This is a genomic window from Halorubrum halodurans (assembly GCF_002252985.1).
Taxonomy (GTDB): Archaea; Halobacteriota; Halobacteria; order Halobacteriales; family Haloferacaceae; genus Halorubrum; species Halorubrum halodurans.
On the sequence record NZ_NHPJ01000083.1, the window covers coordinates 1 to 13,903 of the forward strand.

Consider the following 13,903-nt stretch of genomic DNA (forward strand, 5'->3'; position numbering starts at 1 on the left):
CCACCGCAATCGCTCGTCGCTTCGATTGTAGCGAACGGATCGGACAGCGAACGCTAAGAGACGGGCTACGCTACGGCGTCAGTGGTCCGATAAAAGCGCGTTCGTGGACGGCCCGTTCGGGCCGGCCGTGGGTGGTTAGGTCAGACGGTCGGCAGTCGGTTCGACGGTCGGGGTGGCTGGGTGGATGTGGTCGTTCCCGAACTTCACATCGCGCCGCCCATGCCGCCCATGCCGCCCATGCCGCCGCCCATGCCGCCGGGCGCGCCGCCGGGCGCACCGCCGTCGTCGCCGTCGTCGTCGGTGCCGCCGCCCTTGAGGTCGCCGGCAGCGATGACGTCGTCGATGCGGAGGATCATGACGGCCGCCTCGGTGGCGGACTCGATGGCCTGGGTCTTGACGCGGAGCGGCTCCACGACGCCCTCGGCCTCCATGTCGATCACGTCGCCCGTGTAGGCGTCGAGACCGGCGCCGAACTCGCCGCCGTCGTGGCGGGAGCGGAGGTCGACGAGCGAGTCGATGGGGTCGAGACCCGCGTTCTCGGCGAGGGTGCGCGGGATGACCTCCAGCGCGTCGGCGAACGCCTCGACGGCGAGCTGCTCGCGGCCGCCGACGGAGTCGGCGAAGTCGCGGAGCTGGAGCGCGAGCTCGGCCTCGGGCGCGCCGCCGCCGGGCAGGACCTGCCCGTCGACGAGCGTCGTGCGGACGACGCCGAGCGAGTCGTCGATGGCGCGCTCGATCTCGTCGACCACGTGCTCGGTGCCGCCGCGCAGGATGAGCGTGACGGACTTGGCTTCCTCGACGTCCTCGACGAAGATGCGCTCGTCGCCGCCGACGTCCTTCTGGGCGACGGAGCCGGCGAAGCCGAGGTCGTCGGACTCGATGTCCTCGAGGTTCGAGACGACGCGGCCGCCCGTCGCGCGGGCGAGGCGCTTGAGGTCGTCGGACTTCGCGCGGCGGACGGCGAGGATGCCCTCCTGTGCGAGGTAGTGCTGGGCCATGTCGTCGATGCCGTCACCGACGAAGACGACGTCGGCGCCGATGTCGACGAGGTGGTCGACCATCTCGCGGAGCTGCTGCTCCTCCTGGTCGAGGAACTGCTGGAGCTGGTCGGGGTCGGTGACGTTGACCTCGGCGTCGATCTCCGTCTCCTTCACCTCGATGGCGCCGTCGAACAGCGCGACGTTCGCGTCCTCGGCCGCGTAGGGCATGTTCTCGTCGACGCGCTCCTTGTCGACGATGACGCCCTCGACGAGCTCGGACTGGTCGATGGAGCTGCCGACGACCTTCTCGACGGAGACGTTCTCCGTGTCGATGCCGTCCTCATCTTTGACCGCCAGCACGGCGTCGACGACGAGCTCGGCGAGCAGGTCCTTGGAGTTCTCCGCGCCCTTGCCGGTCATCGCCGTCTGGGCGATCTCGACGAGCGTCTCGCGGTCCTCCTCGGTGACCTCGATGGCCTGCTCCTCGACGATCTCCTTGGCCTTCTCGGCGGCCTGGCGGTAGCCCTGTGCGAGCGTGGTCGCGTGGATGTCCTGGTCGAGGAGCTCCTCGGCCTGGTCGAGGAGCTCGCCCGCGACGACGACGGCGGACGTGGTTCCGTCACCGACCTCGTCCTCCTGGGTCTCGGACACCTCGACGATCATGTTCGCCGCCGGGTGGTCGATGTCCATCTCCTTGAGGATGGTGACGCCGTCGTTCGTGACGACGACGGACCCGCCGGAGTCGACGAGCATCTTGTCCATTCCCTTCGGGCCGAGCGTGGTGCGGACGGACTCCGCGACCGCCTTCCCGGCCGTGATGTTCATGTTCTGGGCGTCCTTCCCGGAGGTGCGCTGCGACTCCTCGGAAAGTACGATCATCGGCTGGTTACCCATCCGCTGTCGCTGGGACATAATCATCCTCCGATTGTTTGTGATTCTATATAAATCCTTCGGTCAGCTCGTGCGAAACCGCAACACGGAGGGGCGGAGCTGGGCGCATGTGGTTCGTTATCACGACCCTTTATATAGGCCGGTCGACCGGAGAGTTCCGGCGTCGGAGAGCGGAAACGGAGGAGAGCGAACCCGGAACCGCCGACCGACGTGAGAGCCGGCCACGGGTCCGGCACAGCAGTGAGCGCCCGGCGAGCGGGAACCCGCCCGCGAGGGAGTCGGACGTCCTCCGGCGACGAGGCTGGGGAGGCGTGAGGGGCGGGGCGACGGACCGACCACGCCGCGATCGGGCGGAGGGGGTTCCCCGCGGAGCGTCTACCGCGGCGCGTTGAAACTCACGTCGTCGTTCAGCTCGTTGGACTTGCGCTCGAGGTACGAGTACACCGCGCCGTGGGGCGCGCCGTCGAGGAGCATCCCGACCGCACGGCGGACGACCTGAAGCTCCTCCGGCCCCCCGACGGCGCCGACCGTGGTACCGTAGATCACGACGTTCGCGCCGGTCAGCTCCTCTATCAGCTCGCGGGTCCGGCCGTTCTCGCCGATGATCCGCCCCTTCTTGCGCTGGAGGTCGTTGTCGTTGCGGGTGTGCTCGGTCAGGTCGATGAGCTCCAGCGTCCGAAGGTCGTGGTCCAGGATCGACAGCGCGGTCTCGGGTTTGAACCCCCGCCCGATCGCCTTGATCACGTCCGGGGCGACCAGCGCGGCGACGGGGTCGTCCGTCTCCTCGATGGCGACGCTGCCGGACTCCGAGTCGATGTCGAGTCTGACGCCCGCCCGCTCCTCGATCTCCCGCATCGTCTCGCCCCCGGAACCGATGACGACGCCGATCCGGTCCTGCGGAACCGTCACGTGTTGCATGTCGGGTGATACCCGACGGAGCCTTTTAAACGTGTTCCGGGAGCCGCGGTGTGTGTCCGGATGCCGGACGCGTGCGGGCTGCTACCGTAGGTTTTCCGTCGTCCGACCACGGACGGTCGCGTCCGGCCCCGTCCGCGAAGGGCACGCCGACCACGACGACGAGTCGCGACCGGCACGGCCGGGAGCGCGTCGAGCGGCAGGAACGCGGTGGCGATGCGGGGAACGAGCACGCCGTGATGCCGCTTCGTGGAGGGCGGGCGAGTCGTCGGTCGGAACCCACGCCGGTGTCGTCCTCGGCTGCTCGCTCGTCCGGCTGCTCGCTCGTCCGGCTGCTCGCTCGTCCGACTGCTCGCTCGTCCGAGCCCTCACTCGTCCGGCTCGCCGCTCGGGTCGGGCTCCGGTTCGGTCACGTACGCGCGGAGGTCGTCGGGGTCGACGTCGATCCCCTGTCGCGTGAAGAAGGTCGCCACGTTCTCGCAGTCGCGGTCGAGGAACTCCCCGGCGTTCGGGTGGTGAACCGTCACGGCCTGTCCGAGGTCGATGACCACCAGCTCGCCGTCGTGGACGATCATGTTGTACTCCGAGAGGTCGCCGTGGATCAGCCCGGCGCGGTACAGCCGGCGCATGTACTCGCGAACGACCTCGTAGGCGGTCGCGGGGTTCTCGACGTCGACCTCGCTCAGCCGCCGGGCGCGCTCCTCGGCGTGGCCGACGAGCTCCATCACCAGCACGTTCCGCTGGACCGCGATGGGTTCGGGGACGCGAACGCCGGCCTTCCGGGCGCGCTTCAGGTTCGCGAACTCCTTTTTCGTCCACGCCAGCACCACCGCCTTCTTGTCGTTCGCGATCCCCTCGAATCGGGGGTCACCCTCGAGGTACTCGCGCATCTGCCGGAAGTTCGAGGAGTTGATCCGGTACACTTTCACCGCGACCTCGCGGTCGGGCGTGACGCCCTCGGGGCCGCCGCCCGCGGCCGCCGATCCCGGCTCCGGCCGCTCGCCCGCCCTCCCGCCGAGCGCCTCGAAGACGCTCGCCTCCTTGCCGGTCGAGACCGGGCCGCCGAAGGCGTCGACGTAGCCGTCCTGGACCAGCTTGTACACGGCCGCCAGCGTCGCGTCGTCGAAGACCGACTCCTGGAGTTTGAACTGCTCGGTGTCTTTCACCCGTTCGCGGAACTCGTTGAACTCCCGGTCCTGTCGGCGGGCGATCCGGTCCGCCTCGGTGTCCGAGACGTCCAGCTCCTCCCACTCGTCGCCGGGCTGGTCCGCGGGCTCGAGCAGCACGAACTCCTCGCTCATTCGTCCCGACTTCGCCGCGGTAACTGATAAACGGGCGGGTCGAGCGCGCGACGGGTCGCCGCCCGGACGTGAGCGGACGATCACCCGCGGCGTGGGGTATATACGGCCGAGCGGCCTACGTTACTCCGTGACATCCCGGACCATCCGCGCCCGCGACCGGCCGGTGTTCGGCGTCGACGTACAAAGCGGCGACGTTCGCGGCGACGACCCCTCCTACGCGCTCGTGATCCTCGATCCGGTCGACGACGACGACGACCCCGACGCCCCGGACGCCGACGGGCCGCTCGCGCGGGTCACCCGCGACGTGGTCTCGCTCCGGAAGCTCCGGCGGCTGATCGACGACCGCGAGCCGCTGTACGTCGCCACCGACAACGCCTACGAGCTGGCCCCCGACAAGAACGCGCTCGTGGGGCTGCTGCGGTCGCTGCCGGACGGGACCCGGCTCGTCCAGGTGACGGGCGCGGAGCGGCCGGAACCGCTCTCGCGGGTCGCCTCCAGACACGGGGTCCCGTACGGGAAGAAGCCGATGAAGGAGGCGGAGGCGGCCGCCCGGCTCGCGGCCGCCAACGTCGGCCACGAGGTGACCGCCTTCACCGACGAGACCACGGTGAAGGTCTCGCGCGGGCGCTCGACCGGGAAGGGCGGGTGGAGCCAGGACCGGTACACCCGCCGGATCCACGGCAACGTCCGGAAGCGGACGCGACAGGTCCAGTCGAAGCTCGAGGAGGCGAACCTCGCGTTCGACCGGGAGGTGACGGAGAAGTACGGCGGCTTCGCGAACGCCGTCTTCACCGTCGCGGCCCGCCCGGAGGAGATCCCCGTGTCGAACTCGCGGGCGGGCGACGTCCGCGTCGAGGTCGAACGCGAGCGCCGCGACGGGATCGAGTACGAGCCGCTCGTGAAGCGCCGCGACCGGGTCATCGTCGGGATCGACCCCGGCACGACCACCGCGGCCGCGGTCGTCGGCCTCGACGGCACCGTCCACGCGCTCTACTCCTCGCGGACGGCCGACACGGCGGAGGTGACCGAGTGGGTGATCGAACAGGGGCGGCCGATCGTCGTCGCCGCCGACGTGGAGCCGATGCCCGAGACCGTCGAGAAGTTCCGCCGCTCCTTCGACGCCGCCGGCTGGCGGCCCACGACCGACCTCCCGGTCGACGAGAAGCTCCACCGGACGCGGGAGGCGAGCTACGGGAACGACCACGAGCGCGACGCGCTGGCAGCCGCGCTGTACGCCTACGATGCCCACGCCGACCAGTTCGAGCGGATCACGGAGAAGACGCCCCCGCGGCTCGACCGCGAGGAGGTGATCGCGGGCGTCGTCGCCGGCGGCGCGTCCGTCGAGGCCGTCATCGAGGACCTGCGGGCCGACCGCGACGGCGACGGCGACGACGGCGGGACCGCCGCCGAGGAGGACCCCACGGAGCCTGACCGAACCGAGGAGGAGGAGACGATCCGGCGGCTCCGCGACCGGGTCGATCGGCTGGAGTCACACACGGAGTCGCTGGAGGCGGACCTCGAGGAGCGCGACGAGCGGATCGCGGAGCTGGAGGCCGAACTCGAGGAGGCGAAACGCGAGGAGCGGATCGAGGCGCGCAGTCGACGGATCGTCGCGCGGCTCGAACGCGAGACCGAGCGGCTGGAGCGCGAGCGCGACGAGGCCCGCGAGACGGTGGCGGAGCTCGAGAGGAAGGTGGAGACGCTGAAGGAGCTGTGGCGGCTCGACCACTCCAACTTCGACGACGTCGCCGAGGACCGGGGGCTCGTCAGCGTGAAGGTCGTCGAGCAGTTCACGCTCGACGCGATCGACGCGGCCGACGAGGCGTACGGGCTCGTCGCCGGCGACGTGGTGTACCTCCGGGACGCCTCCGGTGCCGGGCGGCGGACCGCGGAGCGGCTCGCCGAGACCGACCCGCGGGCGGTGATCCGGGACGGCAACCTCTCCGACGTCGCGGACCGCGTGCTCTTCGACGACGGGATCCCGGTCGTTCCCGCGTCGGCCGTCCCCGTCCGCGAGGTCGACGAACTCGCGGTCGCCGAGGAGGCGGACCTGGAGGCCGCGGTCGACGACTGGGAGTCGCGGGCGGAGCGTCGCCGGCGCGACGAGCGGGCCGAGCGGCTGGACCGGATCATCTCCGAACACCGGGCGGGGACGAGACTCGAGACGGAGGAGTGACCCGGACCCGGATCGGGGCGTTTCCAGAAGTCATATCCCGAGCGCCCGCGCTATCGTAGCCATGGACGCCCACGAGCGGATCACCCGGAACACGGCCGAGGTGGTCACCGAGGAGGAGATCGAGACGCTGGCCGACGACCCCGACGGGAAGCGGGCGTACGTCGGCTACGAGCCCTCCGGCGTTCTCCACATCGGCCACATGCTCACGGCGAACAAGCTGATCGACCTCCAGGAGGCCGGCTTCGAGGTCACCGTCCTGCTCGCGGACGTCCACGCGTACCTCAACGACAAGGGCTCGTTCGCCGAGATCCGGAGCACGGCGGAGCGGATGCGCGACCAGTTCATCGCCTACGGGCTCGACGAGTCGAACACCCAGTTCGTGCTCGGCTCCGACTTCCAGCTCGACGAGGACTACACGCTCGATCTCCACGCCCTCGAGCTCGAGACCACGCTGGCGCGCGCAGAGCGCGCCATGGCCGAGATCAAGTCGGGCGACTCGGTGAAGGTCTCACAGGCGGTGTACCCGCTGATGCAGGCGCTCGACATCCCGTACCTCGGCGTCGACCTGGCGGTCGGCGGGATGGAACAGCGGAAGGTCCACATGCTCGCGCGTGACGTCCTCCCGAGCATCGACCGCGAGCCGCCGACGAGCCTCCACACCCCGCTTATCGCCGACCTCGCAACCGGCGAGGGGAAGATGTCCTCCAGTACGGGCGTCACCATCTCGATGGAGGACTCCCGCGAGGCGATAGCGGAGAAGGTGAACAAGGCGTACTGCCCGCCGACGGCCGACCCGGACCCGACCGAGGAGGGCGTCGAGCGCGAGAACCCCGTCCTCCAGGTGTTCGAGTACCACGTCTTCCCCCGGTTCGAGACCGTCGTCGTCGAACGTCCCGAGGAGTACGGCGGCGACCTCGAGTACGCGGAGTACGACGCGCTCGAGGCCGACCTCGAGGCCGGCGAGCTTCACCCGGCGGACGCCAAGGGCGCGCTCGCGGCGTACCTCGACCGGCTCGTCGCGCCCGGGCGCGAGCAGTTGGCCGAGTAGCCGCGACGGCAGCCGCGGCCGCCGTCGGATGCCCCGTTCTCACGTCCCGCCGCCGACCGGACAGGTCCCGTCGAGACACCGCCGTCCGGTGGCGGTCTCGAACACCGGCAGCCCGCAGGCACACTCGTCGACGGCGACGCCGGACGGGACGGAGAGGGTCGTCTCGCAGTCGGGAGCCGTACAGGCGAGGTAGACGCGGCCGGGCGCGTACCGGACCGCGAGATCGGTCCCGCAGTCCGGACAGTCCCAGACGCGGTCGAACCGGTCGCTGACGGCCTCCTCGAGCGGGTCACACGACGGGTCCGAACAGAGGTGGAACGCCTCGCCGCGCTCGACGCGGATCTTCGGCGACCCGCACGCCTCGCAGGTCGCGTCGGTGACGCTCGCCCCGGCGGGCAGCCCCCAGCGGCGCTCGCAGTCGAGACAGACCACGTCGCCCCGCGAGCGCACGAGGGGGCCGCCGTCGTCCGGACAGGTCCCGACCGGGATCCCGGCCTCGGTGACCGGAAGCGCCCGGCTGGCGGTCGCCGCCTCGGCGACGACGCGGAGCCGCCGGGATCCGTCCCGCGCGGTGACGGTGAAGCCCGCCCCGTCGCCCTCGACGACCACCGACTCCGGCCGGGTGAGCCACGCGACGGGCTGGTAGCCGTCGGCGTCGTGGACGAGCGTGGTGTTGTCGGGCTTGATCAGGACGACGACGCGGCCGCGGTGGGTGCGGGTCCGGTCGCCGCGTTCGGTCACCCGACAGTCGCCGGCGAGGACGCGGAGGCGTGCTGGCATGCGCGGTCTGGCCGCGGCATGCGGCTTAAGCGGTCGGCGGGGGAGCGAGAGCGCGTCGACGGGTCACGCCTCGTCGACCCGCGCGACGAGGTCGCTCGCGGCCTCGGCGGCGCGAGCCTTGACCGCGTCGGCGTCGAGCGTCAGGACCTCCCGGTCGCGCATGAGGACGCGGCCGTCACAGACGGTGTGGCGCACGTCGCTCCCGCGGACCGCGTACGCGAGGTGCGAGACCGGGTCGTGAACCGGCGTCAGGTGCGGCCGATCGAGGTCGACGACGGCGAGGTCGGCCGCCTCGCCCTCCGCGATCCGGCCGCCGGGAAGCCCGAGCGCGTCCGCGCCGCCCGCGGTCGCCATCTCCACGACGGCCCCCGCAGGAACCGCGCTCGCGTCGTCGGCAGCGAGTTTGCCCACCATCGCGGCGTCGCGCATCTCGTCGAAGAGGTCGAGGTCGTTGTTCGAGGCCGCCCCGTCCGTGCCGAGCGCGACGGTGACGCCCGCCTCGCGCAGACGCTGGACCGGGGCGGTCCCGCTCGCGAGCTTCATGTTCGAGGCCGGACAGTGGACGGCCGCGGTCCCCGTCTCCGCGAGCAGGTCGATCTCCGCGTCGTCGACGTGGACGCAGTGGGCGAGGAAGTTTCCCTCGCCGAGCGCGCCGAGGTCGGCGGCGTACGCGAGGGGTCGCTCGCCGCGCTCCTCGACGATCGGGTCGACCTCGTCTCGCGTCTCGTTCGCGTGGAGGTGGACCGGTACGTCCTCCGCCGCGGCCCGCTCGATCCCCTCGCGGAGGTGCTCCTCGCCGACCGTCGTCAGCGAGTGGGGCATGAACGCGGTCCGCACTCGCCCGTCGGCGGCCCCGTCGAGGTCGGCGGCGACCGCGAGGCTCTCCTCGACGTCCGCGATCGCCTCCTCCTCCCCCTTCCCGACCGTGACGACGCCGTGGCCGAGGCGAGCGCGCACGCCCGCACGGTCGACCACGTCGGCGACGCGGTCGGTCGCGAAGTACATGTCGGCGAACGCGGTCGTTCCCGACCGGATCATCTCCAAGACCCCGAGCTCGGCCCCGACCTCGATGTCGTCGTCGGTGAGTTCGGCCTCCGCGGGCCAGACGTCCTCGCGGAGCCACGCGTCGAGCGGCTTGTCGTCCGCGTAACCGCGCAGCAACGTCATCGAGACGTGGGTGTGGGCGTTGACCAGACCGGGGATCACCAGCCCGCCCGTCGCGTCGAGGGTCCCGGCGGCGTCGGCGGCGTGTTCGGCGACCGCCTCGTCCCGCCCGACGGCGAGGATCGTCCCCGTCTCGCGGTCGACGACGACGTCGCCCTCGCGCACGCGGCCGTCGGGGTGGAGGACCCGTCCGCCCGTGATACACAGCGTGTCCATGCGGGCCGGTTCCGCGCCGCGGGCCTAACCCCTTCCGTTCTCGTCGACGCTCGCTCGTCGTCGAACCCCGCCTACTCCACGTCGACGGCGGTGAACAGCGTGAGCGCGACGGCCGCGCCCGCCGCCGGGACCAGGGCCAGAAGCAGGAACGTCCGCCCGACGGTCGTGACGTCGAGGAGGAGCCCGGCGAGCGCCGCGCCGCCCGCGCCGACCCCGAAGTTGGCGAGGTAGGTGTAGCCGTACGAGAGCCCGCGGCCGTCCGGCGGGCTGTACACCGCGATGGCCGCCTGGTACAGCGGCTGGATCGAGAAGAGGACGAAGCCGAAGACGGCGCTGATCGCGACGAGGGGCCAGAGCCCGGCCTCGGCGACCGGGATGAAGGCCACCGCGAGGACGCCGAGCGCGCCGAAGACCGCCGCGAGCCCGGCGGACACCGGGATCCGGTCGGTGAGCCTCCCGCCGACGTACTGGCCGGCGATCCCGACCGTCAACAGCCCGGCGTAGAGGTAGGAGGCGAGGTCGAACTCCTCGGCCATCGGGCTGTCGGGCGCGAAGGGGCCGATGCCCGAGACGTCGGGGAGGTACCCCCCGAGCACGTCCGGCAGGAACGTGAGCACGCCGCGGTAGAACACCCCGTTCATGAGGACGACCGCCATCGCGAGCGCGAACCCGAGGGTGAAGAGCGCCCGGCTGTCGGCGAGGAACCCGGCCAGGGAGTCGGGACCGCCGGACCGGTCGTCGTCCGCGGTCCCGTCGGCGTCGTCGGCTCCGCTTCCCTCGTCGTCCGTCCCGACGTCGACGGCGGCCATCTCGTCGAACTCGGCGGTCAGCGCGTACGCGACGGCGAGCACGGCGGGCGCGACGAGCAGCGCGGAGACGACCCGCCAGTCGAAGACGATGAGCAGCGAGGCGGTGACGAGCGGCCCGAACGCGATCCCCAGGTTGCCGGCCATCCCGTGGTAGGCGAAGCCGGTGCCGCTCTCGGAGACGCCCGTCGAGATCAGCGAGAGCGACGCCGGGTGGTGGATGCTCGCAAAGACGCCCCACAGCGCGAGCGCGAGCGCGATGGTCGCCGTCCCCCGCGCGGCGCTGAGAAGCAGGAACGACCCCCCCATCCCCGCCAGCCCGATCAGCACCATCGACTTCGTGCTGTAGCGGTCGGCGAGGACGCCGCTCGGGAGCGCCCCGATCCCGAAGAGCGCGTACCCGACGGCGACGATGGTGCCGATCGTCGCGGTCGTCACGGAGAACTCCGAGAGCCAGATCACGACGAGGATCGGGATCGAGAGCTCGTAGGTGTGGACGATCGCGTGGGACACCATGGTGAACGCCACGATCGACCGACCGTTCTCGTTCATTCACGTCCACGACGCTCGGCCGGTGGGTAAAGCGTATCGAAGCCGGCGGGGGACGGGGAGAGCGGGGGCGCCGACGGCGACGCGGCTCCGAAGCTTCTTACGCCGACGGCCCCGCGTTCGGGCCATGGCCACCGACGCCCAACAGGCGTGTTTCGAGGCGGGGATCAAGTTCGGCTCGCTGTACCACCAGTTCGCGGGGACCCCCGTGAGCCCGGCGAGCACGCGGAGCCTGGAGGCCGCGATGGCGGAGGCCATCGAGAATCAGCCGTTCTGTGAGTCCGTCGACGTGACGATCCACGACGACCGCGTCGCCGACGCGATCGACCACGCGAACGGCTACACCGAGCTGACCGGCTCGCTCATGGACGTCGAGATGCGGATCGCCTACGAGGGGGTCGTCGTCGACACCCGAATGGAGATGGTCGACGGCTACCCGCTGATGGAGCTGGCCGCGGTCTCGGAGTGACCCGCCGCCGGCCCGCCGCCCGCGACGGCGGTCGCCGCAACCCGGTCGTTCGTGTTCGTCCAGAATAGTTCGCAATATACCGGACGATCAACACACTATATTGTTAATATGTGGTTGATCGTTCGTATTTTTCCGACAGTAAGTTTATGGTATTGAAACCTGTGTCGGTAGACGATACCGAATGAACGGATCCGAGTCGGACGACCTCGATCACCTGTTCAGCGAGACGGTCCGGGAGACGATGGACGGCTCCGTCTACGGCGCGTGGCGGTCGATCCGGGACGCGGAGGCCGTCCCGTTGAGCTTCGGCTTTCCGTACCCGGAGTCGTTCCCGAACGGGGAGCTGGTCTCCGCGGCCGAGTCGCTCTTCGAGTACGAGGGCGACCGCGCGCTCCAGTACGGCGGCGGCGAGTACGCCGACACGCTCCCCGAAGTGATCGCCGAGCAGGCTCGTGACCGCGGCATCGACTGTACGACCGCGCAGATCCACCTGACGAACGGCGCGACGAACGCGATAGACACGGTGTGTCAGACCTTTCTCGACCCCGGCGACGCCGTGTTCGTCGAGGCGCCCACGTTCATGGGCGCGTTGCGGCTGTTCCGCAACTACGACGTCGACGTCGAGGGCTGCGAGATGGACACCGAGGGCCTCGACGTCGCCGCGCTCGCCGACGAGCTCGCCGCCCGCGAGGCGGCGGGAGCGGCGCTCCCCAAGCTGCTGTACACCGTCCCCAACTTCCACAACCCGACCGGGGTGACGCTGTCCGCGGACCGCCGCCGGCGGCTCTGCGAGCTGGCGGAGACGTACGACTTCCTCGTCCTCGAGGACGACCCGTACGGCCAGCTCCGGTACGAGGGCGCGGAGCCGCCGCCGATCAGGGCGCTCGACGACGCCGGCCGGGTGATCCGTGCCAACACGTTCTCGAAGACGATCGCCCCCGGCGTTCGGACCGGCTGGATCATCGCCGAGGAGTCGTTCGTCGAGCAGTTCGACCGGATCAACGCGGGCGGGGAGCCGAGCTACACCCGCGGGCTCATCGCCCGCTACGCCGAGGACGGCCGGCTCGACCGGGCCATCGAGGAGCTGCGTGCCGGGTACAGCGAGCGTCGGGATCGGATGCTCGAGAGCCTCGCGGAGCGGATGCCGCCAGGGACGTGGTGGAGCGAGCCCGAGGGCGGCTTCTTCGTCTGGGTGGAGTTCCCCGAGGGCGTCGACGCGGAGGCGATGCTCCCCGCCGCCATCGACGAGGGCGTGACGTACCTCCCCGGCTCGTTCTTCTACGCCGACGACGGGGGAACGCGCAACGCCCGGCTCTCGTTCAGCCACGCCTCGCCCGCGGAGATAGACGAGGGGATCGCGGCGCTGGCGACCGCGGTCCGTGCGGAGACGCCGGCGCTCGAGGCCGACGACTGAGCGTCGGTCGAGACGGGCGCACGGACGGTCGAAGCGGAGTCGGTCGGGGTGGAGTCGGCCGTCCAGCGTCGATCGAGGTGGAGCCGGACGACCGGACCGGGAGACGGTCAGACGATCCGGTTGCGAAGGTCCGAGAGGTCGCCGGCGAGGTACCGCCGGTAGTTCTCCGCGAACAGCTCGCCGATCCGGTCGGCGTACTTGGGCGTCGTCCCCGCCATGTGGGGCGTGATCACCGCGTTCGGCAGGTCCCAGAGCGGCGACTCCGGCGGCAGCGGCTCCTCCTCGAAGACGTCGAGTGCCGCCCCGCGGATCCGGTTCTGTTGGAGCGCGGTCTCGAGCGCGGCCTCCTCGACGACCTCGCCGCGCGCGACGTTCACGAGGACCGCGTCCGACCGCATCGACATGAGCTCCTCGGCGCCGATCAGGCCGCGCGTCGTCTCGACGAGCGGACAGGCGAGGACGACGTAGTTCGAGCGGGAGAGCACCTCGGGGAGTCCGGCGGGCGGGTACGCCTCGTCCACGACGTCGGGAGCGGTCTCGGGGGTGCGTTTCGTGCCGATCACCTCCATGTCGAACGCCGCGGCCAGCTCCGCGACGCGCGAGCCGATCGCGCCGACGCCGACGATCCCGAGGGTCTTTCCGCCGAGCTCTCCGGCGGAGTAGCGCCGCCACGTCCCGTCGCGCTCCTGTCGCCGGATCCCCTCGTGGATCCGCCGCCCGAAGACGAGCAGATAGCCGAGCACCTGCTCGGCGATCGGGTTCGCCGCGACGCCCGCGGCGTTGGTCACCGCGACGCCCCGGTCGGCGAGCGCGTCGAGGTCGTAGGAGTCGACCCCGGAGTTGAGCGTCTGGACCCAGTCGGGTGCCGCTCCGTCCGAGAGCGCGTCGCCGATCGGCCGGACCGTCAGGACGACGTCGGCGTCGCCGATCGCCGCGTCGGACTCCGCGGCGGTCGTCGCCGTCTCGATCCGCTCGACTGAGGGGAGCGCGGCGTCGAGGCGCGACCGGACCTCCCGAGCGAAGTCGCGACCGAAGACGGCCGGGACGCTGTGGTGGAACAGCACGTCGGTTTCGGCGGCGTCGGCCGCCGAGTCGACGCGTCCCTTCATGCGGCGCGTCGGGTCGCGGGCGCGGTTCCTCCCGAGACGGGCGGGGTTCCGCCCGAGACGGGCACGGTTCCTCCGGTCGGATCGG

The 13,903-nt window shown here is 71.0% G+C and carries 11 protein-coding genes; 4 read left to right on the forward strand and 7 right to left on the reverse strand.

The features are described from left to right. Nucleotides 1–203: 203 nt before the first annotated feature. From thsA to rio1, 3 genes are all read right to left on the reverse strand, one after another. Nucleotides 204–1,859, reverse strand: a complete 1,656-nt coding sequence (gene thsA, locus DJ70_RS08325) for a thermosome subunit alpha (protein ID WP_094531950.1) — start codon at nucleotides 1,857–1,859, stop codon at nucleotides 204–206. 387 nt (nucleotides 1,860–2,246) lie between these two features. Then, the gene (locus DJ70_RS08330) at nucleotides 2,247–2,789 is read right to left on the reverse strand and encodes a KH domain-containing protein (protein ID WP_094531890.1); all 543 of its coding nucleotides are present in this window, start codon (nucleotides 2,787–2,789) and stop codon (nucleotides 2,247–2,249) included. A gap of 365 nt (nucleotides 2,790–3,154) precedes the next feature. Continuing rightward, nucleotides 3,155–4,087, reverse strand: coding sequence for a serine/threonine-protein kinase Rio1 (rio1, locus tag DJ70_RS08335; RefSeq protein ID WP_094531892.1), 933 nt, complete (start codon nucleotides 4,085–4,087; stop codon nucleotides 3,155–3,157). Nucleotides 4,088–4,214: 127 nt separating this feature from the next. Here rio1 and DJ70_RS08340 point away from each other — a divergent pair, with 127 nt between their 5' ends. After that, a complete protein-coding gene (locus DJ70_RS08340) occupies nucleotides 4,215–6,263 on the forward strand; it encodes a DUF460 domain-containing protein (protein ID WP_094531894.1) in 2,049 nt (682 codons plus the stop codon). A 61-nt stretch (nucleotides 6,264–6,324) separates the two neighbouring features. Continuing rightward, nucleotides 6,325–7,311: a tyrosine--tRNA ligase gene (locus tag DJ70_RS08345; RefSeq protein ID WP_094531896.1), complete on the forward strand. Its 987-nt coding sequence runs from the start codon at nucleotides 6,325–6,327 to the stop codon at nucleotides 7,309–7,311. Between the two features lie 39 nt (nucleotides 7,312–7,350). Here DJ70_RS08345 and DJ70_RS08350 read toward each other — a convergent pair whose 3' ends face one another. The 3 genes from DJ70_RS08350 to DJ70_RS08360 all read right to left on the reverse strand — a co-directional run bounded on the left by DJ70_RS08350 (nucleotide 7,351) and on the right by DJ70_RS08360 (nucleotide 10,829). Further along, the gene (locus DJ70_RS08350) at nucleotides 7,351–8,091 is read right to left on the reverse strand and encodes a topoisomerase DNA-binding C4 zinc finger domain-containing protein (protein ID WP_094531898.1); all 741 of its coding nucleotides are present in this window, start codon (nucleotides 8,089–8,091) and stop codon (nucleotides 7,351–7,353) included. Between the two features lie 63 nt (nucleotides 8,092–8,154). After that, nucleotides 8,155–9,471, reverse strand: coding sequence for an amidohydrolase (locus tag DJ70_RS08355; RefSeq protein WP_094531900.1), 1,317 nt, complete (start codon nucleotides 9,469–9,471; stop codon nucleotides 8,155–8,157). Between the two features lie 71 nt (nucleotides 9,472–9,542). Continuing rightward, on the reverse strand, nucleotides 9,543–10,829 hold the full coding sequence (locus DJ70_RS08360; protein WP_094531902.1) for an MFS transporter: 1,287 nt from the start codon (nucleotides 10,827–10,829) through the stop codon (nucleotides 9,543–9,545). 124 nt (nucleotides 10,830–10,953) lie between these two features. On the opposite strand from DJ70_RS08360, the gene DJ70_RS08365 reads away from it, so the two are divergent. Together DJ70_RS08365 and DJ70_RS08370 are read left to right on the forward strand one after the other, a co-directional pair. Beyond that, nucleotides 10,954–11,295: a dihydroneopterin aldolase family protein gene (locus tag DJ70_RS08365; protein WP_094531904.1), complete on the forward strand. Its 342-nt coding sequence runs from the start codon at nucleotides 10,954–10,956 to the stop codon at nucleotides 11,293–11,295. Between the two features lie 181 nt (nucleotides 11,296–11,476). Next, nucleotides 11,477–12,709, forward strand: coding sequence for an aminotransferase-like domain-containing protein (locus tag DJ70_RS08370; protein ID WP_094531906.1), 1,233 nt, complete (start codon nucleotides 11,477–11,479; stop codon nucleotides 12,707–12,709). A gap of 107 nt (nucleotides 12,710–12,816) precedes the next feature. Here the strand turns inward: DJ70_RS08370 and DJ70_RS08375 are convergent, their stop codons facing one another. Then, nucleotides 12,817–13,818 (reverse strand): D-2-hydroxyacid dehydrogenase, encoded by a 1,002-nt coding sequence (locus tag DJ70_RS08375; protein ID WP_094531908.1) that lies wholly within the window; start codon nucleotides 13,816–13,818, stop codon nucleotides 12,817–12,819. Between the last annotated feature and the right edge of the window lie 85 nt (nucleotides 13,819–13,903).

What these genes read in the sequence shown, in the direction of transcription:
- DJ70_RS08355 (WP_094531900.1), bottom strand. Translation starts at nt 9,471, where the DNA reads ATGGACACGCTGTGTATCACGGGCGGACGGGTCCTCCACCCCGACGGC.
- DJ70_RS08330 (WP_094531890.1), bottom strand. Translation starts at nt 2,789, where the DNA reads ATGCAACACGTGACGGTTCCGCAGGACCGGATCGGCGTCGTCATCGGT.
- DJ70_RS08350 (WP_094531898.1), bottom strand. Translation starts at nt 8,091, where the DNA reads ATGCCAGCACGCCTCCGCGTCCTCGCCGGCGACTGTCGGGTGACCGAA.
- DJ70_RS08365 (WP_094531904.1), top strand. Translation starts at nt 10,954, where the DNA reads ATGGCCACCGACGCCCAACAGGCGTGTTTCGAGGCGGGGATCAAGTTC.
- DJ70_RS08370 (WP_094531906.1), top strand. Translation starts at nt 11,477, where the DNA reads ATGAACGGATCCGAGTCGGACGACCTCGATCACCTGTTCAGCGAGACG.
- DJ70_RS08360 (WP_094531902.1), bottom strand. Translation starts at nt 10,829, where the DNA reads ATGAACGAGAACGGTCGGTCGATCGTGGCGTTCACCATGGTGTCCCAC.
- DJ70_RS08375 (WP_094531908.1), bottom strand. Translation starts at nt 13,818, where the DNA reads ATGAAGGGACGCGTCGACTCGGCGGCCGACGCCGCCGAAACCGACGTG.
- thsA (WP_094531950.1), bottom strand. Translation starts at nt 1,859, where the DNA reads ATGATCGTACTTTCCGAGGAGTCGCAGCGCACCTCCGGGAAGGACGCC.
- DJ70_RS08345 (WP_094531896.1), top strand. Translation starts at nt 6,325, where the DNA reads ATGGACGCCCACGAGCGGATCACCCGGAACACGGCCGAGGTGGTCACC.
- rio1 (WP_094531892.1), bottom strand. Translation starts at nt 4,087, where the DNA reads ATGAGCGAGGAGTTCGTGCTGCTCGAGCCCGCGGACCAGCCCGGCGAC.